This is a genomic window from Arthrobacter sp. YN, assembly GCF_002224285.1.
Classification (GTDB): domain Bacteria; phylum Actinomycetota; class Actinomycetes; order Actinomycetales; family Micrococcaceae; genus Arthrobacter.
Genome location: NZ_CP022436.1, coordinates 897,335 through 918,969, shown reverse-complemented (window position 1 = coordinate 918,969; position 21,635 = coordinate 897,335). Strand labels below are relative to the sequence as shown.

Here is a 21,635-nt window from a genome sequence, read left to right as displayed (position 1 = left end):
CAAAATCCACGCGAAGCCCGCAGAGCAGGCCTCACAACCCCGGTGACACCATCGCCACTGGCGTCTCCTGCACGCGGGAGTACTGGGACCAGCCGCCGACGAACAGCTTGCCTTGGCCCATTCCCAGTTGCTCCATCGTGAGCAGGTTGTGGCAGGCCGTTACTCCGGAACCGCAGTAGGAAACGGTGTTCCCTGCGGACAGATCGCCTGCACGTTCGAAGTTCGCGCGAATCTGCAGTTCCGGGATCAAGTGTCCCGTGGAGTCGAGGTTCTCGCGGCATGGTACGTTCACGGCCCCGGGTATGTGCCCAGGACGAGGGTCCACGGGATCCTGGAGTCCATCGAAGCGGTCACGGTTCCTCGCATCGATGACGGTGTACTTGCCGTCAGATACTTCGGAAATAGCGGAGATCAGGTGCTCAGGCCAGGCTTGAGCCGAGAAGTCCCCAGTCCGTGGTGCAGGTGTCTGAGCGGTGAGCTCGCCCGGATATGCGGCCATGCCTCCGTTGAGGATCGCGGCACTATGCCCTGTGGACCGGAGCATCCACACGAGTCTGGCCGCGATGACTCCACCTGCATCGTCGTAGGCGACCACCGTGTCCGAGTCGTTGATCCCTGCGTGCCGCATGCCTTCAGCAAACACGTTGGGGTCGGGCAACGGGTTCCTCCCGGCCTCAGGAGACGCCGGCCCGGACAACCACTGGTCCAGGTCGATGAACACAGCACCAGGAAGATGGCCGCTCTCATAGGCGTCCTTCCCGGAAGAGCCATCGAGGTACCAGCGGGAATCTGCGAGCACGAATTTCCCGAGGTTCTCCGCGCACCAGTCCCAGTCGACGAAAGGCCTCAAATCTTCTCCCATGCGAAACAGCCTAGCCACCCATCCCATAATATGAGATACGCATCTCGGCATCTGGACAGGGAGTCGCATTGCGAGGCCCACTTTGCGCCCCAAAACCCACCCCAAACCCGCAGAGCAGGCCCCACAACGTACAGGCGCCGGTTGTAGGCTTCTCCCATGACTGCCGAGACCTCGCGGGAATTCGATGTAATCGTGATCGGCGCGGGCGCCGTAGGGGAAAACGTGGCGGACCGGGTGGTTCGCGGCGGCCTGACGGCGGTGATTATCGAGAGCGAATTAGTGGGCGGCGAATGCTCCTACTGGGCCTGCATCCCCTCCAAGGCACTTCTTCGTCCGGGGAGCGTGCTCCACTCCGCCCAAGTGGTGCCCGGGGCGAGCGAGGCTGTTACTGGAGTGGTCGACGCCCAAGCTGCGCTGAAGAACAGGGATTGGTTCACCAACAACTGGCAGGACGGCAGCCAGGTTGAATGGCTGGACAGCGCGGGCATCGAACTGATCCGTGGGCGCGGCCGCATCACGGGCCCGCGCGAGGTCCAAGTGGATGGCCTCGACGGCAACAGTTACGCGCTGAAGGCCCACCATGCCGTGGTGGTCGCGACGGGCTCAACTCCTACCATCCCGGAGATCGAGGGCTTGAAGGACATCCCCTGCTGGACCACCCGCGGAGCCACGGCAGCCAAGGAAATTCCCAAGCGCTTCACGGTGCTCGGCGGTGGCGTGGCAGGCGTGGAGATGGCGCAGGCATTCGCCCGGCTCGGCTCGGACGTCACGCTCATTGCCCGCGGTCGTTTGCTGAGCAGTTACCCGGAAGAGGCCGCCACCCTGGTCCTGGCCGGACTCCGCGCCGACGGCGTCACCGTCCACGTCCACACCGATGTGGAGAGAACAGGGAAGAACGACGACGGCTCAGTGACAGTGACGTTCGACGGCAAAACAGTCACCGCTGACAAATTGCTGGTGGCCTCAGGCCGGCACCCCGCCCTGGCCAATCTGGGCTTGGAGAATGTTGGCGTCGAGGCTCGGAACGGCAAGCCGCTCCGGGTCACGACCGATGCCAGCGGCCTGGTTGAAGGCCCAGCCAGCGACGGCACCAGCGGGCTCTGGTTGTATGCCGCCGGGGATGCCGCCGGCAAGGTCCTCCTGACCCACCAGGGCAAGTACGAGGCCCGCGCTACAGCTGACGCGATCGTGGCAAGGGCCAACGGCAAGCTCCAGGGCACACCGAAACCGTGGAGCCCGTGGGCCCATACTGCCAACGATTACGCAGTCCCGAGCGTGGTGTTCACCGACCCCGAGGTTGCCTCCGTGGGGCCCAGCCTGGAGCAGGCCCTCTTGCAGGGAAGGAACGTCACTGGCGTGGAACTCCCCATCAACGTGTCCGGTTCCCAACTGCACTCCCCCGATTACAAGGGCTGGGCCCAGATGGTGGTGGATGAGGATCGGCAGGTGATCATCGGCGCCACCTTCGTGGGCCCCGGCGTTGCAGAACTCCTGCACTCAGCCACCATTGCGATCGTGGGCGAAGTGAAACTGGACCGTCTATGGCACGCCGTTCCTTCATATCCGACCATCAGCGAAGTATGGCTGCGGCTCCTTGAAAAGTACGGACTCTAATCTCTATTTGAACTGACCAGTCAGTTTAGTTAGACTTTCAGCAGACACCATTTCTGCGAAAGGCTTCATTGTGCTGTCCGTACAGCAACTCCAGATCAACGGCCGCCGGGACGATCTCCTGCCGGCAACGTCACTTCAGGTCCGCCGCGGCGAACTTCTGCTCGTTGCCGGAGAGGGCCAGGACCAGCGGACCGCTTTGGCGTTGGCCTTGAGCGGCCGCATGAAGCCCAGCAACGGCGTCCTCAGCTGGGACACCACTACCAAGACCAAGAAAATCCGGCTCGCCAGCGCCTTGGTGGACTCCCCCGGCGTCAACGAACCCGAGCAACACCTCAGCGTCCGTGACCTCGTCACCGAAGACCTCTCCCTCATCCCCCGCCGCTACCGTGGCGCGTTGCTGAGTAAGCCATGGCTGAAGGTCAACAGCTTCGAGGACATCGCGGGTCTCTGGATTGAACAAATTCCCGCCGCCCGCCGGCTCGAACTCCTGACCGCACTTGCCCTCGCAGATCCGGCCACGGACCTCCTCGTAGTGGACTCCCCCGACCGCCACAGCGCCGATCCCGCAGCGTGGTTGCCCAGGCTTCAGGCTTTGGCGTCCGACGCCGGGCGGCCACTTGCCGTCGTCGCCGTCGTCGGCGCCCTCCCGGACAACTGGACCGGAGCCGCCGCGGTGATCGGCAACTCCGTGATGCATCCACCCGAACCGGAGGCGGATGCCGCCCACTCCGAAACCGAGCCAGCCGCCGTCGAACCAGCCCAAGCCAAGCCGGCGGCCGCCGTCGAGCCCCAACCCGCCGCCGTCGAGCCCAAAGCAAAACACGCTGCCGAGCCGGTGGCTGAAGAGCCGGAAACGCTCGAAACTCCAGCGGCGCCCCAGGCAGCCGCTGACCCCGAATCCGAAAACCTCCAAAGGACTGCAAAGTGACTGTTCTGCGGCTCGCCCGCTCCGAACTCAAGCGCATGACCGGCGGGCTCCTGCCCAAGCTGACCATCCTCGCCCTGACCATGGTCCCGTTGCTGTACGGCGCCGTGTACCTCTATGCGAACTGGGATCCGTACGGCAACCTGAACCAGATCGACGCCGCGCTGGTGGTGGAGGACACGGGAGCAACGTCGTCGGACGGCACCGAACTGCAGGCCGGCCGGAAAGTGGCTGACAGCTTGGTGGAGGGACACGTCTTTAACTGGAAGCCGGTCTCCAGCGCCGAGGATGCAGACGCCGGTGTCCGTACGGGTGAGTACGCCTTCGCGCTGCGCATCCCCAAGGACTTCTCCGCCAACCTGGTCTCGCCCGGCAGCTTCGACGCCGCCAACCAGGCCATGCTGCACGTCACCACCAACGACGCCAACAACTACCTTTTGAGCACCATCGTGGACAAGCTCACCACAGCGGTTCACTCCACAGTGGCCAAGGAGGTGGGCGAGGAAACGGCAAACCAGCTCCTCACAGGCTTCGGAACCATCCATGCCTCCATCGTCAAAGCCGCGGACGGAGCCTCGGAACTTGCCACAGGCGTGGGAAAGCTCAGCGACGGCGCCACAACACTCCACGGCGGCACCACGGAACTGGTGACCGGCGCCGACCAACTCGTGGCCGGACAGACCAAACTGCGGGACGGCGCGGTCCAGCTCAATACCGGCGCCAGCCAGCTGAGCTCAGGCCTCACCGAACTGAAGAACAAGACGGCCACACTGCCTGCGGACTCCAGGAAACTCGCCGACGGCGCAGCCCAAGTAGCCGCCGGAAACGCCGAGCTGAACGCGAAAGTCCAGGACGTCGTCGGGCAGCTTGAAGCGGCAGACAAAGGCCTCCGGAACCGGGTGGTCGAGTCCAACGCGCGGCTGGTCGCGGCCGGTGTGCTGACGCAGGAGCAGGCCGCCAAGGTCCTGGCGGACTTCGACGCCGCCGCGGCATCGAGCCCCGTGACGGACGCGAAGGCCAAGATTTCCGGCGACGCCGCCAAGATCCAGCAACTCTCGGACGGCTCGGCTGCCGTGAGCGCCGGAGCCGCCAAACTCGCCGGCGCCACGCCGACACTCACCGACGCGATTTCGAAAGCCGCCGCAGGTGCCGGACAGCTGAACACCGGCGCAGCCACACTGGCCGCCGGACAGCAGACCGCTTTGGACGGCGCGGCCAAGCTCGACGACGGTGCCCGCCAACTGGACGACGGCGCTGGACAGCTTGCCAGCGGCGCAGTGACTGCAGCCGATGGTTCAAACACCCTCGCCACCGAACTCGCCAAGGGTGCAGGAGATATCCCCAACCCGAACGATGAGCAGAAAAGCAGCGTGTCCAAGGTGATTGCTGATCCCGTGGCGGTGGACAACGTCTCGCAGGCCAAGGCAGGCTCTTACGGCGCCGGACTCGCCCCGTTCTTCCTGACCCTGGCACTGTGGATCGGCGTCTTCATGCTGGTCCAGGCCATGCGGCCCATCACCCAGCGGGCCCTGGCGTCGAACGCCCCTGCCTGGAAAATCGCCGTCGGAGGCTGGCTGCCGTTCTTCGTGGTCTCGGTGCTGCAGGCCACCATCCTCACTCTCGTGGTGAACCTTGGCCTGGGCTTGAACCCCGCACACCCCATCGGCATGTGGCTGTTCATGCTGGCCGCGGTGATGGCCTTCAGCGCAATCATCCAGGGCATCGTGGCGCTGATGGGGACACCCGGCAAGTTCGTGGTGCTGATCCTGTTGGTCCTGCAGCTGGTGTCCTCGGGCGGAACGTTCCCGTGGCAAACCACCCCCATGCCGCTGCACGTGGTGCACGAGGTCCTGCCCATGGGCTACGTGGTGACCGGCATGCGGCACTTGATCTACGGAGGTGAGCTCAGCATGATCTGGCCCACTGTCCTGGGCCTGCTTGGATACACTTTGCTGGGAATGGCGTTGTCCACGCTCGCCGTCCGCAAGCACAAGGTGTGGACCCTCAAGACGCTGAAGCCGGAGATCGCAGTATGAGCACCACCGAGCCCGTCCCCGCCGGCACTGCAGAGAAGAAGCTCCGCCCCGGCCGCACCAACGCCACCAAGCAGCGTCTGTTCGAGGCCTCCATGGAATTGATCGGCGAGCGCGGCGCCGCAGGGGTCACGGTGGACGAGATCGCGGCCGCGGCTGGTGTCTCCAAGGGGACTGTCTATTACAACTTCGGCAGTAAGTCGGACCTGATTGCCCAGCTGCTTCGGCACGGTGTGGACATCATGCTGGTCCGGCTCCAGGACGTTCGCGGACAGGCCAGCGACCCCTTGGAATCCATGAACAACATGGTGGGCCAGGCCATGGAATTCATGGACGACTACCCCTCCTTCGCCCGCCTGTGGGTCAGTGAAAACTGGCGCACGCCCGGCGAGTGGAGCGCCGTGTTCGCCGAACTCCGGGCTGAGCTCCTGGCCGTGATTGGTTCGGCCGTGGAAAGCGTTGCGTCCGGGTACAAGGTCAACGAGTCCATTGCCCGGGGTTCACTGGAGGCAGCGATCTTCGGAGCGATCTTCGTGGTGGGACTGGACCGTCAGACGTACAACCCGGAACGGACCCGCGAGCAGAGCGTGGCCGCCGTGATGACCATCATGCACGGATACGTTATCAAGTAGCGCTGCCTGAGCGGGCCTCACAACGGTACTCAACTGCAATGTACGACGGCGTGGCGTGGCCACTTGGTCGGCGATGATTAACCTCATGCGTCACATGGGGAACAGCGGGAAGCTAGCGGTGGTGGCCGCGTTCGTCTCGCTCGGGCTGTTGGTACTGGCCGCGGTGGTGCTCGAGGAACTGGTGTTGTACCTGTTCCTCGGCGCTGTGCTGGTCTGCTATTTGGCGTCCCTCGTCCAGGTTTTCAACCGCCGCCGCTACTTCGTGGTCCTCCTTGGCGCGGCGGGCACCAGCCTGTTCATTGGTTGCGGCATCGCGTTCCTGCGGATGTGGGGTATCGCCTTCAACCAGGATGCCAACGCCTTGGGCAGTGCCGGGAGCACCCAGGACTCCGACATCTACTTCTACTTGGCTGCCGCGGCCGGGGTTGGGACACTGGCTGTGCTGTTCCTCGGCGCGGTGGTGCCGTCGTTTGGTTCGCGGGCCACTGCCCCTGCCAAAAGGCCTTCGACGGCGGTAAAGCGCACCCCCGCGCCGCGGAAACCCGCGCCGCGCGCAGGGACGCCGGCCAAGCGCCCGGTTGCTTCGGCTCCGCGTCCCTCCGGCGTAACGAAGACCCCCGCCGTGAAGCGCCCCGCACCCCGGACGCCAACGACGCCGGCCAAGCGTCCGGCGTCGAGCGCTTCTACCCAACGCAAAGCGGCCCCAAGCGCTAACGTCCCCAAGTAGGTAACAGCACATGTCGCAATGGGCACTCATTACGACATGTGCTGTTACTTAGTTGGGAGGGTCAGGAGTCGAAACCCAGCCCCACGGCGTCGAGCGCTTTGAGGATGAGGTTCCGTTTCCCTTGGTTGTGGTCGGCCCTGTCCATGGACCAGCGGGTCAGGTTGATGCCCAGGGAGGCCAGCGGCTCAGGAGGGAAGGGGAGCGGCCGTTTCCGGACCATCTCCACCCGCGTGCGCTCGGTGTCCAGGCCGGCCAGCAGGTCCAGGAGGACGTCCGCAGCGAAGGCCGTGGCCCCGACTCCAAGCCCGGTGAAACCAGCCGCGTACGCCACCCGCCCCTTCCGGGCAGTGCCGAAGAACGCGCAGAACTGCGTGCTCGAATCGATGGGACCGGCCCACTTGTGCGTGAACTTCAGACCCTCCAACTGCGGGAACGTGGTGAAGAAGTGGGAGGCGATCCTTTCCCAGGTCTCCGGCTGGTATTCGTGCCGCTGGTCCACGCGACGGCCCCAGAAGTAGAGAGCATCGTACCCGCCAAAGAGAATCCTGTGGTCCTTGGTGATGCGGTAGTAGTGGAACTGGTTGGCAACATCGCCGATTCCCTGGCGTTTGCTCCACCCGATCGACTCCAGCTGTTCTGCCGTAAGGGGTTCGGTCATGAGCGCATAGTCGTACACCGGGACAGTCATGAGCTGGTTCCGCTTGAGCAGGGACGGGAACACGTTGGTGCCAAGGACCACGTACCCGGCTTCTACATTGCCCCGTTCCGTGACGACGGTGACGCCGCGCTCATGGTCGTTGAGTTCGCGCACACGGGTACCTTCATGGATCACCACGCCCAACTCCCTTGCCACCCGCGCCAGTTCAAGACCGAGTTTGTACGGATGGACCATAGCCACGGAGTCCTTGTGCCAACGCCCCGCCAAGTAGGTGGGGGAATTGACCTCCGCCCGGATGGCCTCCTGGTCCAGGAAGACACTGCCGGGGCTGTCGTCTTCCTGGAGCCACGCCACTTGGTGCGGTTCGACGGCAACATTGAGTTCACCGGTCCGCTCCCAATCGCAATCCATGCCGTATTTCTCCACGGCTTCCTGCATGCGGTCCAGGTTGTCCATGCCCAGCCGGTCCAAAGTCTCAAGGTCGTCGGGCCAGCGGTTCTTGCCGTTCTCATGGCCGTGGGTGAGACTGGCCTCGCAGAAGCCGCCGTTACGGCCGGACGCTGCCCAGGCCACCTGTTCTGCTTCCACCAGGATCACTGTCCGGCCAGGGTCGCGTTCCTTGGCGCGAAGTGCTGTCCAAAGGCCAGTGTATCCGCCACCGACAATCACGAGGTCGGCGGCAGCATCGCCGTCGAGTTGCGGGTAATGAGTTGCTGAGTCCTTCAGGTCGTCGATCCAGAAAGGCCGGTGGGCGGCACCTTCCAGCGCATGGGATACGACGGCGGTCTGCGGGACATTCCGTTCGAAAACGGTGGTCTTCACGGGAGGTTCTCCTGTTTCAATGGTGATGTTCTTAGCCGGTCAGGCAATGACCGGCTCGGCGTCCCACAAGGGCCGGGGACGGGAGGCGATGAGGTTGCGCGTGTACTCATCGCCAGGGTCTTCGAGAATTCGTGCCGTGAGCCCCTGCTCCACGATCCGTCCCTGATGCATCACGATGAGCTCAGAACAGAGGCGTGACACCACGGCCAGGTCATGGGTGACGAACAGGATGGTCAGCCCGAGTTGGTGCCGCAGTTCCTCCACGAGTTCCAGCACCTGGGCCTGGACGGAGACGTCCAAAGCACTGGTGGCCTCGTCCAGCACCAAGAGGCGGGGGCGCGCAGCAAGGGCCTTCGCCAAGGCGACACGTTGACGCTGTCCGCCCGAGAGGGCCCGGGGCTTGGCGTCGAACCGTTCGGTCCCGATCCCCACCCTTTCCAGGAGGTCGCGTGCACTCTCCTTGGCTTCTTTGCGTCCTTGCTTTTGGTGCAGCCGGAAAACATCGGCAACAGCATTGCCAACAGCGATCCGGGGATCCAAGGACAGGTACGGATCCTGGAAAACAATCTGTACTTCCTTGGCCAGCACTTTCCTTTCGGATGCCTTCAGGGGCCGGTGTGGCCTGGTGACTCCGCGAAGGGTGAGTTCGCCTGCTGAGGCGGTTTCCAGCGCCAGCACCAACCTGGCGAGCGTGGACTTCCCGGAACCGGACTCGCCCACGATGCCCAAGGAACCGCCCTCCGGCAAGCTGAAGTGAACGTTGTCCAAGGCGGTGATGACTTCTCCGCGGGGCAGGTGGTACGTCTTGGATAGCCCGGTAATCTCCAGCAAGGCAGACCCTGCCGGCTCAAGCCCGGGAGCCGCAGCCAGGGCAGAGCCAGACCCCACCTCTATGACGGGAGTTGCCTCTACCAACTGCCGGGTGTAATCCTGCTGCGGTGTCACGAACACGGTCCGGGTTGGTCCGTGTTCCACCACTTCCCCGCGCCGGAGAACATAGACGCGCTCACACAGGCTGGCGGCGAGGTTGAGGTCGTGGGTGATGAACAGCATGCCCATCCCGCGGGACTGTTGTTCATCGCGCAGGAGCCGCACAATCCCGGCCTGGGTGGTGACATCCAGGGCGGTGGTGGGCTCGTCACACAGCAACAGATCCGGCGAGTTCAAGAGGGCCGCGGCAATCATGACGCGCTGGAGCATGCCGCCGGAGAGTTGATGGGGGTGCTGGTCCATGAGCTCCTTGGCCCGCCGAAGCCCCACTTGCTCCAGTTGCTTCACGGCGCGTTCGGTGGCCTCGGCGCGGGTCAGACCGTCAAACCGCACGAGTGTTTCAGTGAGGAAGTCCCCCACGGTCCGGACCGGGTTGATGCCGGCCCTGGGGTCCTGGAAGATCATCGACGCATGTCCGCGGCGCAGCTCCATGAGGCGTTGTTTGCTGGCTGTGAGGGTATCCAAGCCCTGAACTGACACGAGGCCGGAGGACTGTGCGCCACTGGGAAACAACCCCAGCGCGGCACGGGTGGTCAGGGACTTGCCTGAGCCGGACTCCCCCACCAAGGCGACCGCTTCGCCGTCGTTCACGTGCAGGGAAACGCTGTCCAGCAGCGGCGGCCTGCCCGGAAACCCGAGCGTAAAGTTTTCGATCTGCAAGAGCTGGCTCATGAAAGTTTTCCTCCGATGCGGTCTGAGATTTCCTCGCCGATGACATTGACGGCCACCACCACCAGGACCACCACCAGAGCGGGCCAGAAGGCAGGCAGGAGGTAGCCGCCCAGCAGGGCTCCGCGGGATTCCTCGATCATTGCGCCCCAGTCGCTGGTGGGCGGTTGGACCCCGAGCCCGATGAAGGAGAGCGCCGCGAGGTCTGCCAGCACGTAGCCGAAATTCAGGGTCGATTGGGCGCCAACAGTGGGAATGAGGTTGGGGAGAACCCGTCCCAGCACCACCCAGGGCGTCCGGAAACCGAGCACCCTGTACGCCTGGACGTACGGCCTGCTGCGTTCGGCCACCACCAATGACTGCGCGAGCCGGGCCACGTACGGAACGTACGCGATGGTCATGGCCAGGATGGGCGCGAAGAGCCCCTTACCGAACAGGGCAATGGCAAGCATGGCCATGAGCAGCGCGGGAAACGCAAAGAGGAGATCGAAAAGGCGGCCCAAAACCTTGCCCAGCCAGCCCTCTGACCAGCCAGCCACCAGGCCAAGCAGCAATCCGAGGACAGTGGATCCGATCACCACGATGGTGGGTCCCAGGAGCGAGGTCCGCCCACCGTGCATGATCCGGCTGAGGAGGTCGCGGCCCAAGGCATCCGTACCCAGCAGATGCTGCCCGCTGGGACCGGCCAAAACGTTGTTGAGGTCTACGTAGTCCGGGTCGTACGGCGCCAGGACCGGGGCGAACAGGGAAAGAAGTACGACGGCGGCGGCAACGGCAAGCGCGCCCCACGCCATGGGTGACAGGAGGCTGCCGTAACGGCGAAGCCCCGTCTGTGGCAGCTGGATGGCTAACGTCATCGGGACTCCGTTCCGGCCGCGATCCGCGGATCAATGAGGGGTTGGACGAGATCCACCACGGTGTTGACCAGGACGAAGGCTGCAACCACCACCATGACGATCGCTTGGACAACACCGAAGTCGAGCCTGTCGATGGACTGCACCAGGAGTTGCCCGATGCCGGAGAGGCCGAAGGTCCGCTCGATGATGGCGCTGGAGACCAGGAGTCCGGCCACTAGCACGCCGCTCACGGTCAGGATGGGCCCCAAGGCGTTGCGCAGCACGTGGCGTGCCACCACGGACCCACGGGTGAGTCCACGGCTGGTGGCCACCTCCACGTGTTCGCGGAGCAGTTGCTCGTTCATGGAGGACCGCGTCACCCTGGCCACCATGGCGATGTAGGTGATGCCCAAGGCGAGCGCCGGGAGGGTGAGGTGCCAGATCCGGTCCCATCCGCCGTCGCCGCTTCCAAAGGAGGGGAACCAGCCCAGCCCCACGGAGAAGAGCGCTACCAGGGCAATGGCCGCAACGAACGGCGGGACAGCCCCGGCCGCAGTGAGGGTAATGAGGATGAAGCGGTCACTGAAGCCCTTGTTCAGGCTGGCGACGATCCCGGCGAACAAGCCAAGGACGGTGATGAACACCGCGGCCAAGGCGACAAGTTGCAGGGTGGTGGGCAGGCGTCCGAGCAAGACGTCGGAGACGTCCTGGCGGTAGGTCAGTGAGCGGCCCCAGTCCCCGTGCAGGATGCCGCCGAGCCAGTTCAGGTACTGTTCCCAGGCCGGCTTATCCAAGCCGAACTGCCGGGTGATCTCTTCCAGTGCCTCGGGTTTGGGACTGCGTCCCCTGAGCAGGAAGCGGGCCGGGTCTCCGGGGACCAGGAAACGGGAGAAGAACACGGCCATGGAGGCAACGAACAACGTCAGCACCAGGGCCAGCAGCTTCTTCACGATGTAGACCGCCGGGCGGACCGCCCTGCGTTTGTCCCGCTTGTGGCTGGGCGTGCCCGGCGCGTTGGCGGCCTGGACTTGTTCTGTAGCGGTCATGTCAGCGACCTCCTATCTGGGCTGCCCACGGGTAGTACATGTAGTTGATGGACGGGTCCGCACCGGTGATGCGTTTGCCGAGCCACATGGAGGTGACGGTTTCGTAGAGCGGCCCCCAGACCACTTCTTCGCTGGCCAGCTTGGCGGCCTGGCCGGTGAGTTTGCCGCGGGCCTCCGGGTCCTGCACGCTGTACGCGGAGTTCACCAGGTCATCGAATTCCGCGTTGCTCCAGCCGCCGTAGTTGCTGAAGTCGCCCGTCCGCAGCACGCTGTACATTTCCAGGGGTTCCGTGCTGGAGAGGTACCAGGATGTCACCAGCAGGTCCACGTTCTTGCGGGCCTCCGGGTCGGAGAACAGGGTGGTGTATTTGTCATTGGACATGGTCTGGATTTCCGGTTCCAAGCCGATCTCCTTGGCCGCGGACGCGATGGCCCGTGCCGTGATGTCGAACGCGGCATTCAGGGAGGCGGTGGCAAAGACGAACTTGCTGCCTTCGGCCCCGGCTTCCTTCACCAGCTTCTTTGCCTCTTCCAGGTCATAGGGCGTGGAGAGGAGCCCATCAAAGGCCTCATCAGCTGTGGCAGCCGGGACGTCTTTCCACACGCTCCTGGTGGTCAGTGCATCCGTGTTCTTGGCGTAGCCCTGCTCCGCGGCCTTGATCAGTGCGTCCCGGTTGATGGCCATCATGAGTGCTTTGCGGACCCGGACGTCCTGGAAGGTCCCGGCCAGGTTGGTGAAGACCATGCTCTGCACGGAGGTGTCATTGCCGAAGTACAGGGACCCGGCGTCCTTGTTGGCCTTGAGGATGTCGATCGCGTTGGACGGGATCGCGAAGCCGCCGTCGATTTCGCCGGTCTGGAAGGCGTTGATGCGGGATGTGGCGTCCGGGAGCATGGTGAATGTAACCTGCTTCGATTTGGCTTTCAGGTCCGGATCCCAGTAGTCGTCGAAGCGTTTAAGGGTGATGCTCTCCCCCGCTTCCCACTGGTCAAACTGGAACGGCCCCGTGCAGTTAACTCCCGCTTTGGAGTTGCCGTAGTCCTTGCCTGCTTCCTCCAGGGTTGCTGCGGACTCCACCACACCCGGGGCGCCAACCAACGAATTGTTGAACACATAGTCCGGACGCGTGGTGGTAACCGTGACTTCGTAGTCGCCGGTCTTCTCGATGGACTCCACGTTTTGGTAGGACGACGCCCAGAACGAACCCACTTCCGGATCGATGTGGCGGCTCAGGGACGCAACGACGTCGTCCGCCGTCATCTCCGTGCCATCGTGGAACTTCACGCCTTGGCGGATGGTGTAGATCCACGTGAGGGGATCAGGATTCTCCACTCCCGTGGCCAGGCCGGGCGCGGTGGACAGGTCCGCGTTCCAGCGGAACAGCGACTCGCACACGTTGGACAGAACGGTGTTGTCCGGGTAATCGAAGGCGTAGGCGTAGTCCAGGGAAAATGGCTCCGCGTACATGGCCCAGTTGAAGTTGTCGATCTCCTGGGTGGGCTCATCGGTGGAGTCGGACAGGGTGTACTTGGCACCGCCCGCGGCGTCGGTCACGCTGGTGGGTCGAGTGCCGCAGCCGCCCAGGACCAAGCCGAGCACGACGCCGGCCACCGTCACCGCGGTGATGCGCGACGGCGTCGTCCGCTGTTTGCAGCGCCGGGCGCCACCCGCTGTTGGCGGCCTCACTGCATCACCGCCGGCTGCTGGCCGCGGGCTGTTTCCGCGACCGGGCTTTGGGCTGCCGACCGGTCATAGACGCACTCGCCCCCAATCCACGTCTGCGTCACCACTGCCCGGTGCAGTTCCTCTTCGGGAAGATCGAAAAGATTGACGTCCAGGACGGCGAGGTCCGCCAGCTTGCCGGGTTCCAGGGTTCCCGTTGCGGCGTCCAGGTGGTTGATCCATGCAGTGCCGTGGGTGTAGGCGTCCACGATCTGTTTGAGGCTGAGCTTTTGCGATGCCGGGCCGAGCGGGGGGAGGTTTTCTTCCGGAGCTATGCGGTTCACTGCCACATGGATGGCCGCAATGGGGTCGGCAGTGGAGACCGGCCAATCGCTGCCCGCCACCAATCGGGCGCCCGCAGAAGCCAGCTCGCCGAAGGGATAGTGCCTGTCCTCGGCGCCCGGTTCAAGGAACGGGAGCGTCAGGGTGTCCATCTGTTCCTCGTGGCAGGCCCATAGTGCCTGGACATTGGCGGCCGCATTGAGCTCCGGGAAACGGGGAATGTCCTCGCCGCGGACCACCTGCAAGTGGGCGAGGTGGTGCCGGTGATCGTTGGCGCCGTTGCTGTTCCGGGCTGCCTCCAGCGCGTCCAGGGCATCCGTGACAGCGCGGTCGCCAAGGGCATGGAAGTGAACCTGCATACCCTCGGCATCGATTGCGGTGACGAACTCCTTCAACTGCTCTGGCTCGAAGAACTCAATGCCGCGGTTCTCCGTGTGATGGCCGTGGTGGTCCAGGTAGACGTGGTGCATGGCGGCTGTGTAGTTCTCGGCCACGCCATCCACCATGACTTTGACCGTGTTGGCGTTGAGCTGCAGGGGGTCGAATGCTTCGGCCACCCTGTTCCGGCGTTCCACGATTGCTTCCAGCTGGGACAGGCCGGCGGTCCTGTCCCACCACTGGCATGCCGTGACCCTGGCTTTGAGGTCCCCTGCCTTCGCCGCGTCCTGGTAGACCTCCAGATGATCGGCGTGTTCGCCCTCCGGGATGGGTACCCAGGCGTCCTGCCAGGCAGTGATGCCCTGGGCGAGCAGCAATTTCTGGGATGCGAGCAGCCCTTGGTACGCCAACTCATAGGGCACTGCCGGCTTTACCGCGTTGAAGAGGTCCATGGCACCTTCGTGCACGGTGCCTGCCGGCGTGCCGTCCTCTTCGCGTTCCAGCCGGCCGCCGTCCGGATCAGGTGTGTCCTTGGTGATCCCGGCGGCTTTGAACGCCGCGGTATTGGCCCAAGCGCCGTGGTGGTCCCTGTTGACGAGGTACACGGGCCGGTCCGGGACCACGGCATCCAGCAACTCCCGCCCGGGGGTGCCTCCGGTGAACAGATCCATGGACCATCCTGCGCCCAGGATCCACGGCTCGTCCGGGTTGTCCGCGGCGTAGCGGGCAACTGTTGCCACAGCCTCGTCTGCGCTGGCCACCTCCGTCAGGTCGCACTGGAGCAGCTCTATCCCAGCGAAGATGGGGTGGATATGGGCGTCCTGGAACCCGGGAAGCAGCAACTGCCCTTCCAGGTTGACGCGGCGCGTGTCCGGCGTCGCTGTTGCCTCCAGGTCTTCGGCACTGCCAACATCGATCACCCTGCCCTCGCCTATTGCCACGGTGGCCCGGATGGGTCCGGCGTCTTTGCCGGTGTACACCCATCCGTTCTCCAACAAAATCTCTGCGTGCACGATCGAGTCCTTTCGTGGGAAATTCAACTCTGGGAGACAGACTATGAGCCGGATCACATTAAAGTCAACAGTGTTGACATCAGTGCTGACAAAGACTTTGACTTGTCCTCGAAAGGAGGTGCCCATGAATCATGTAGGTTGATAATCAACCGGGGATCGCATGGAAGGCGGAAACAGATGGTGCAGCCAGCACAGTCAACGGACCGTCGCACCCGTCTTGACCCCGCCGCCATCATCGACGCCGTTCTCCGGATTTCCAGCCAGGAACCCAGCGAGCGGCTGACCGTCCGACGACTGGGGCAGGAACTTGAAGTAGACGCCACCGCCGTCTACCGTCACTTCCGGAACCGGGACGCAATCGTCAGGGCAGCACTGGACAAACTGTTCATGATGTCCGTGGATCGAACGCTGGCCTCGGCACGGGACCAGGATTGGCGTACCCGGCTCGAGACGTACCTCGATGAACTCCTCCGGGTCTTCATGCAGCACCCATCCCTGGGCAGTGAGTCATTTGCCACGGACACTTACGGCCCCGGCGAACTGGAGGCCATCGAGTTCGTCCTGCGATGCCTCACCGACGCCGGGCTCGACGAGGACCGCGTGGTGCACTACTACGCAGCATTGGAAAGCTACACCCTTGCGCTCGGCGCCGGCATTGCGGTGGAAATCCAGCGGCTCCCGGACTCCGAGGGCCACGATCCCTGGCTCAACCCCAGGGTCTTCACTCGAATTACCGGGCACCCGCTCCTTGAAAAGCACCACGCGGCACTGCAAACCCTCGACTCACTGAAGGCATTCCAAGCCGGCCTCGCAGCCATCCTGGACAGCGCCGAACGCGAAAGCGCACAGGGGCCGCAGGCCTGACAGCCTGCCACGCCCCCAATCCACCTTCACCGCACGCACGCACGCCGCCATCCGGCGTCGTTCCTTCACCACTGCCCGGACACCGACGCCCGGCAGGGAAAGCACGGCACCCACATGCATCAGTTCATCAACGGAAAACTCCTGTCCGGCACCTCGGGCAACACCCTGGACGTCATCAACCCGGCGACCTCGGAGGTGGTGGAAACCGTGAGCCTCGCCTCAGTGGCGGACCTCGAGGCCGCGGTGGCAGCAGCCCGTTCAGCCTTCCCGGCATGGTCCCGGACCACCGCAGGAGAACGAGCCGGGATCCTGCAAAAGTTCGCCCGGATCATGGAGGAACGGGCCGCGGAGTTCTCCCGGGTGGAGAGTTCACAGACGGGCAAGCCATTGCGGTTGACCCGCGAGTTCGACGTCCCCGGCACCATCGACAACATCGACTTCTTTGCAGGAGCCTCACGCCACCTCGAAGGCAAAGCCACAGCCGAGTACTCGCCCCAGCACACCTCCTCCATCCGCCGCGAGGCGATTGGCGTGGTGGGGTCCATTGCGCCGTGGAACTACCCGCTGCAGATGGCGGCGTGGAAGATACTGCCCGCGATCGCCGCCGGCAACACCATTGTCCTCAAGCCTGCCGAGATCACACCACTGACATCCCTCATGTTCGCGCAGGCGCTCACGGATGCCGGACTGCCCGACGGCGTGGTGAACGTGGTGGTGGGCGACGGAGCCTCTGTAGGGGCCGCCCTCATGCAGCACCCGGACGTGGACATGGTGTCCTTCACAGGCTCCACCGCCATTGGCCGCACGGTCCTGGAAGCTGCTGCCGTCAACGCCAAGCGCGTGCACCTTGAACTGGGCGGAAAAGCACCCATTGTGGTGTTCGACGATGCCACCTTGGACGCCGCAGTGCATGGCGCCGTGGCGGGTTCGCTCATCAACACGGGACAGGACTGCACCGCAGCCACCCGCGCCATTGTGCACCGCAGTGTTTATGACGAGTTCGTGGCCAAGGTCGCCGAGCGCTTTGATGGGATCGTCCTTGGCGCGCCCGGGGATACCGACGCGGACCTTGGCCCCTTGGTCTCCTTCAAGCAGCGGGACCATGTGGCGGGAATGGTGGATCGGGCCCGGGGCTACAGCAAAGTGGTGGCCGGGGGTTACGCTCCGACGGATAAGGGCCTGGGCGACGGCGCTTTCTACCGGCCAACCCTGGTGGTGGACGCGGCACCCGACTCGGAGATCGTCAAGGACGAGGTGTTCGGCCCGGTCCTGGTGGTTCTTCCCTTCGACACGGATGACGAAGCGATCCATCTCGCCAACGACACCGTCTACGGACTGGCAGCGTCAGCCTGGACCAACAACCTCCAACGCGCCATGCGCGCCACCCGCGAGATCAAGGCGGGCTGCGTCTGGGTCAACGACCACGTCCCGATCATTTCCGAGATGCCCCATGGCGGTTTCAAGCAGTCCGGATTCGGAAAGGACATGTCCGCGTACTCCTTTGAGGAATACACCCAGGTGAAGCACGTGATGGTGGAGCTGGACGGCGTCATCGAGAAGGACTGGCACCGGACCATCTTCACGCTGCGCTGATCCCCCTCTTGCGTGACGGTTGCGGGGCCTGCTCTACATGCCTCCGCGGGATTCAGAGCCGCAGAGCGGGCCCCGCAACGGTCACTTCGGGACGGATTTTTCGTCCAGCGCCGAGCACTGCCGTGGCCACACCGAGCAGCAGGATCAGCCCGCCCATGATTTCGGCAAGGGTGGGAATCTCATTCAGGACCAGCCACGCCGCCGTCATCCCCACCACGGGGACCAAAAGCGTGAAGGGCACGACATCGGAACTCGGGTACAGCGACAACAACCGGTTCCAGATGCCATACCCGATCAGGGACGCAAACACCGCCGTGTAGATCACACTGAGGATGGTTGCCGGTTGCAGGTCCGTGAGCGTTGCCCACACGGTGCCAGGCCCGTCCACTACCAACGACAACCCCGCCAAGGGAACAGGGACCACTGCACCGGACCACACCACCAGACCCAACCCGGAAGCGGCTTTGGAGTGCCGGGCCACCACGTTGCCAACAGCCCAGGACAACGCCGCGGCCAAAACGATCATGAGCGGAAGGACCGGCGCAACAGCGCTGCGTCCCAGTGCCACCACGCACAGGCCGGCGATGCCGAGCACTACGCCGGCCATCTGACGACGGCTGGGCTTCTCCCCCAGGAACCTCGACGCCAGCAGGATGGTGAACAGTACCTGCCCCTGGAGGACCAGTGAGGCCAAGCCTGCCGGCATCCCGAGCGCCATGCCCAGGTACAAGAGGCCGAATTGACCGGCACTCATGAAGAGTCCGACGCCGACTATCGCCTTCCAGCCCACGTCCGGCTTACGGATGAACAGGATGAACGGAAAAACGACGAGCAGGAAGCGCATCGCCACGAAGAGCAGCGGAGGGACTTCCCTGCCGTTCGGGTGCAGGCCCAGGTCAATGGCTACGAAGTTGATACCCCATAAGACGGCGACCAAGACGGCAAGGGCAGAGTGGCGAAGGTTCACAAGTACACTCTGACTCTCTTTAGCGTGAAGCACCAGCGTTGAATTCTGCACCCAACCGCGTAGATTTGCTTCATGATCGATATCTCAGCCCTGAGGGCGCTTGTAGCCGTGGAACAGCATGGCTCGGTAGTGGCAGCATCCGACGTCATGGGATTCAGCCCCTCGGCGGTGTCACAGCAGATCAAAAAACTGGAAAAACAGACCGGCGTTGCCGTCCTGGAGCGCAATGGCCGCGGCGTGCTCCTCACCGAGCGAGGGCTGGCATTGGCCGGCTATGGCCGCCGGATCATGGGTGAACTGGAGGAGCTTCAGGCAACGCTGCTCGCTGATCCCGCCAAGCCGTCGGGCCTGCTGAGACTAGTGGCCTTCTCCACCGCATGCCGGGGGCTGGTGGGACCCATGCTCAGGCGCATGGCGGCCACCCACCCCGCCGTGGAGATCACGGTGCTGGCAGAGGACCCGCGCGAAGCCGTGCAGCGGGTGGCATCCGGCGAGGCGGAACTGGCAGTGGTCCACAACTGGAACTCCGTGCCCCTGGTCATCCCGGAGAACCTGGTCCACGAGGACCTCTGCATCGACCAAGCCGATGTCCTGGTTAACAGCGCCCACCCACTCGCGTCCCGCACCGCCGTCGAGCGTGAAGACTTGCTTAACGAGACCTGGATCAGCACCCCGGCGGGGGCTATCTGCAACGAGGCTCTGCTGCAGATCTTCGCCGGGCTGGGGCGGGTTCCCGACATCCGCGTCTACGATCCCGACTTTTCCACGCACATCGCCATGGTGGAGCAAGGGGTAGCCGTGGCGCTGGTACCGCGCCTGGGAAGGCCGTTGCTCCCACCGGGAGTCGTTGCCATTCCCGTGATGAATCCCGTCCAGCAACGTTCAGTTGGGGTTGTGTACCGGAAGACGATGACCGCCAGCCCCACCATCCGCCATGCCGTACGCATACTGCGGGACGTGTCCGCGGAGGACCTGCCCATGCCCCGGAGTTGATCAACGTCACACAGGGGAACATTCGACGCCTGACGGACTGTTAGCTTAGGCTAACCTTACCTAGCCGTCCGCGCCGCCCGGAGCGCGATCGTCGAAACTTTGAAGGGGCCCAACTGTGGAAGCAATCCTCTTTCCCACGGACATGAACCACCATCACACCTATGGCCTGGTGAGTCACATCATGATCGACGACGCACTGTATCCGAGCGCCCACAACCGGCGCGATCCCTACGCACTGCCGGCGTTCGATATCCGCGGGCAATGGGTGTACCCCAGCCGCTACAACGAATACATGGCACCGCAGTTGCCGGTATACATGTTCGACGGCGAGTATCTGATCGCGACGGGGCACGGAGACGAAGCGGCGGGCCTGCCCGTTTTCGAGATTCGTTGCATGTGCATGCCGCAGTTGGCCCACGGGGACCCAAGTAACTCGCAATAGCGATTATGCGCGGGGCACCGTGAAATGCGTCAGCCGCGCGTCCTGCCCATCCAGCTCAGCCCAGGACTTCTCCGTCTCCAGTACCGTCAACGCACTCGTTGGGTATCGGGTAGCGGCATCCATGTAGGCGTCGTGGTCTGAATCCCGCGAAGCCAAGTGCATGGCGAGATCCTGGACCCCGGGCATGTGAGAAATGACCATCAGCGTGGTCACCGTGTCAGGAACATGATTGATGACCGTCAACATGCGGTTCGCGGAGGCGGCGTACAGGCCGTCCTCGAGTTTCGGCGTCGGCGCTTTGTCACCCAGCTCATCGCAGACCCAGGTGCACGTCTGACGGGTCCTCAGCGCGGACGAACACAGGATGAAGTCGGGCACCACGCCCTGCTTGAGCAACCATTTGCCCGCGAGCGGAGCCTCCCGATGCCCACGCTCCTCGAGGGGACGCTCATGATCAGGCACGCCCATGGGCCAATCGGCCTTGGCATGCCGCATGATCACGAGGCGCTTGATGTGGTGGTCGCTCATGAACCAACCCTATCCGCCCGGGGCCTCCGCACACGGCGTACCACCACGCGCACCGCCGCCGGCAGTAGGAAAGGTGCCAGGAACGCGAAAGCGCCCGCCCCTACAGGACGAGCGCTTTCGGCTGAAGCGTTGCTTAGATCGAGTATTCCGGAGCGGCCCAGACAATAACTTCGGGGTGCTCGTAGAAGCGGTAGCCCTGGCCGCGGACCGTGCGGACGGTGTTGGCGAGGCGGCCGAGCTTGGAGCGGAGGCGGCGGATGTGGACGTCGATGGTGCGCTCGTTGGGCACCTCTTCTGCATTGCGCCACAGACCCTCAAGGAGTTCATCGCGACCCACGGTGCGGGTGCCGTTCTCGACGAGGTAGTTGAGGAGCTCGAATTCCTTGAACGTCAGGTTCAGGGATTCGCCATCGAGGTGTACTTCGCGGCGGGCGAGGTCGATCAACACGCCGGACGGGCGCGACTCCTGCTGGGGCGTCGGACGGGCAGCTTCGGTGCGCTGGCGCGCGGCGACGGTGGGGTCGCCGAAGGTTGAACGCACGACGTCGAGCGCGGACCCGGGCGCGCCGGCTGGGGCAACTGCCACGGCAGCATAGCTCTCAGCGCCGGTCACGAGGGACTGCGCATAAGCGCGGATTTCCTGGGCCAGCTTGGCAATGGAGGTGCCGGCTGCCGCTGCGGTTTCTTCGTCAATGCCCATGTAGAGCACAAAACCGCGGGCCACATTGTCGTTGGCAACGGGGCGGAGCCTGTCGGACTGGGCAATCACCGGAGTGGGCGCAGTCATGGGGGCCGGCTCGGCGGTAGGTACGGCGCGCAACTGGCCATAGGAGTTGGGGTTGTAACCCTGCGGAACGTAACCGGGAGCCTGCTGGCCCGCGCCCTGCTGGACGGGGGCGTACCCGGGGCGGTTGCCGAAGCCGGGGCGGAGCCCTGCATTCGATGCGGCCTTGTTGGCGTTACGGACGGAGATGTGGACGTATCCAGATGCAACTGACATGGAGTGCTTACCTCAAAAGTGAATAGCCGTCATCGCGG

Annotated in this window: 19 protein-coding genes; 9 read left to right on the top strand and 10 right to left on the bottom strand. The window is 64.1% G+C overall.

Features of this window, described 5'->3' with window-relative positions; translation table 11 throughout:
* Nucleotides 1–31: 31 nt before the first annotated feature.
* The gene (locus tag CGK93_RS04300) at nt 32–862 is read right to left on the bottom strand and encodes a sulfurtransferase (protein ID WP_089593751.1); all 831 of its coding nucleotides are present in this window, start codon (nt 860–862) and stop codon (nt 32–34) included.
* 156 nt (nt 863–1,018) lie between these two features.
* Between CGK93_RS04300 and CGK93_RS04295 the strand changes: the two genes are divergently transcribed.
* The 5 genes from CGK93_RS04295 to CGK93_RS04275 all read left to right on the top strand — a co-directional run bounded on the left by CGK93_RS04295 (nt 1,019) and on the right by CGK93_RS04275 (nt 6,793).
* A complete protein-coding gene (locus CGK93_RS04295; protein WP_089593750.1) occupies nt 1,019–2,476 on the top strand; it encodes a dihydrolipoyl dehydrogenase family protein in 1,458 nt (485 codons plus the stop codon).
* 70 nt (nt 2,477–2,546) lie between these two features.
* A complete protein-coding gene (locus tag CGK93_RS04290) occupies nt 2,547–3,404 on the top strand; it encodes an ABC transporter ATP-binding protein (protein ID WP_089593749.1) in 858 nt (285 codons plus the stop codon).
* On the top strand, nt 3,401–5,437 hold the full coding sequence (locus tag CGK93_RS04285) for a YhgE/Pip domain-containing protein (protein WP_089593748.1): 2,037 nt from the start codon (nt 3,401–3,403) through the stop codon (nt 5,435–5,437). The genes CGK93_RS04290 and CGK93_RS04285 overlap by 4 nt, the downstream gene beginning before the upstream one ends.
* Nucleotides 5,434–6,066 carry a TetR/AcrR family transcriptional regulator gene (locus tag CGK93_RS04280; RefSeq protein ID WP_089593747.1) on the top strand — a complete coding sequence of 211 codons (633 nt, stop codon included), beginning with the start codon at nt 5,434–5,436 and terminating at the stop codon, nt 6,064–6,066. The genes CGK93_RS04285 and CGK93_RS04280 overlap by 4 nt, the downstream gene beginning before the upstream one ends.
* 94 nt (nt 6,067–6,160) lie before the next feature.
* On the top strand, nt 6,161–6,793 hold the full coding sequence (locus CGK93_RS04275; protein WP_232481545.1) for a hypothetical protein: 633 nt from the start codon (nt 6,161–6,163) through the stop codon (nt 6,791–6,793).
* A gap of 61 nt (nt 6,794–6,854) precedes the next feature.
* Here CGK93_RS04275 and CGK93_RS04270 read toward each other — a convergent pair whose 3' ends face one another.
* The 6 genes from CGK93_RS04270 to CGK93_RS04245 are packed head-to-tail and all read right to left on the bottom strand — an operon-like array spanning nt 6,855 to nt 15,210.
* Entirely contained in the window at nt 6,855–8,273 is a 1,419-nt protein-coding gene (locus CGK93_RS04270; protein WP_089593745.1) for an NAD(P)/FAD-dependent oxidoreductase, read from the bottom strand.
* 39 nt (nt 8,274–8,312) lie between these two features.
* Complete coding sequence (locus tag CGK93_RS04265; protein ID WP_089593744.1) at nt 8,313–9,935, bottom strand: dipeptide ABC transporter ATP-binding protein; 1,623 nt, start codon at nt 9,933–9,935, stop codon at nt 8,313–8,315.
* Nucleotides 9,932–10,789, bottom strand: coding sequence for an ABC transporter permease (locus CGK93_RS04260; protein WP_089593743.1), 858 nt, complete (start codon nt 10,787–10,789; stop codon nt 9,932–9,934). The genes CGK93_RS04265 and CGK93_RS04260 overlap by 4 nt, the downstream gene beginning before the upstream one ends.
* Entirely contained in the window at nt 10,786–11,814 is a 1,029-nt protein-coding gene (locus CGK93_RS04255) for an ABC transporter permease (RefSeq protein ID WP_089593742.1), read from the bottom strand. The genes CGK93_RS04260 and CGK93_RS04255 overlap by 4 nt, the downstream gene beginning before the upstream one ends.
* Nucleotide 11,815: 1 nt before the next feature.
* Nucleotides 11,816–13,501, bottom strand: coding sequence for an ABC transporter substrate-binding protein (locus CGK93_RS04250; RefSeq protein ID WP_089593741.1), 1,686 nt, complete (start codon nt 13,499–13,501; stop codon nt 11,816–11,818).
* Complete coding sequence (locus CGK93_RS04245; protein ID WP_089593740.1) at nt 13,498–15,210, bottom strand: amidohydrolase; 1,713 nt, start codon at nt 15,208–15,210, stop codon at nt 13,498–13,500. Before CGK93_RS04245 ends, CGK93_RS04250 begins: the two co-directional genes overlap by 4 nt.
* Nucleotides 15,211–15,387: 177 nt before the next feature.
* Here CGK93_RS04245 and CGK93_RS04240 point away from each other — a divergent pair, with 177 nt between their 5' ends.
* Nucleotides 15,388–16,074 carry a TetR/AcrR family transcriptional regulator gene (locus CGK93_RS04240; RefSeq protein WP_089593739.1) on the top strand — a complete coding sequence of 229 codons (687 nt, stop codon included), beginning with the start codon at nt 15,388–15,390 and terminating at the stop codon, nt 16,072–16,074.
* Between the two features lie 114 nt (nt 16,075–16,188).
* On the top strand, nt 16,189–17,667 hold the full coding sequence (locus CGK93_RS04235; RefSeq protein WP_089593738.1) for a gamma-aminobutyraldehyde dehydrogenase: 1,479 nt from the start codon (nt 16,189–16,191) through the stop codon (nt 17,665–17,667).
* A 52-nt stretch (nt 17,668–17,719) separates the two neighbouring features.
* Here CGK93_RS04235 and CGK93_RS04230 read toward each other — a convergent pair whose 3' ends face one another.
* Nucleotides 17,720–18,634: an EamA family transporter gene (locus CGK93_RS04230; RefSeq protein ID WP_198318346.1), complete on the bottom strand. Its 915-nt coding sequence runs from the start codon at nt 18,632–18,634 to the stop codon at nt 17,720–17,722.
* Nucleotides 18,635–18,706: 72 nt separating this feature from the next.
* Between CGK93_RS04230 and CGK93_RS04225 the strand changes: the two genes are divergently transcribed.
* Nucleotides 18,707–19,627: a LysR family transcriptional regulator gene (locus CGK93_RS04225; RefSeq protein WP_089593736.1), complete on the top strand. Its 921-nt coding sequence runs from the start codon at nt 18,707–18,709 to the stop codon at nt 19,625–19,627.
* A 115-nt stretch (nt 19,628–19,742) separates the two neighbouring features.
* A complete protein-coding gene (locus CGK93_RS04220; RefSeq protein ID WP_232481544.1) occupies nt 19,743–20,069 on the top strand; it encodes a hypothetical protein in 327 nt (108 codons plus the stop codon).
* 3 nt (nt 20,070–20,072) lie between these two features.
* Here the strand turns inward: CGK93_RS04220 and CGK93_RS04215 are convergent, their stop codons facing one another.
* Together CGK93_RS04215 and CGK93_RS04210 are read right to left on the bottom strand one after the other, a co-directional pair.
* The gene (locus CGK93_RS04215) at nt 20,073–20,597 is read right to left on the bottom strand and encodes a SixA phosphatase family protein (RefSeq protein ID WP_089593735.1); all 525 of its coding nucleotides are present in this window, start codon (nt 20,595–20,597) and stop codon (nt 20,073–20,075) included.
* 133 nt (nt 20,598–20,730) lie between these two features.
* Nucleotides 20,731–21,597, bottom strand: coding sequence for a winged helix-turn-helix domain-containing protein (locus CGK93_RS04210; protein WP_089593734.1), 867 nt, complete (start codon nt 21,595–21,597; stop codon nt 20,731–20,733).
* Nucleotides 21,598–21,635 lie beyond the last annotated feature (38 nt).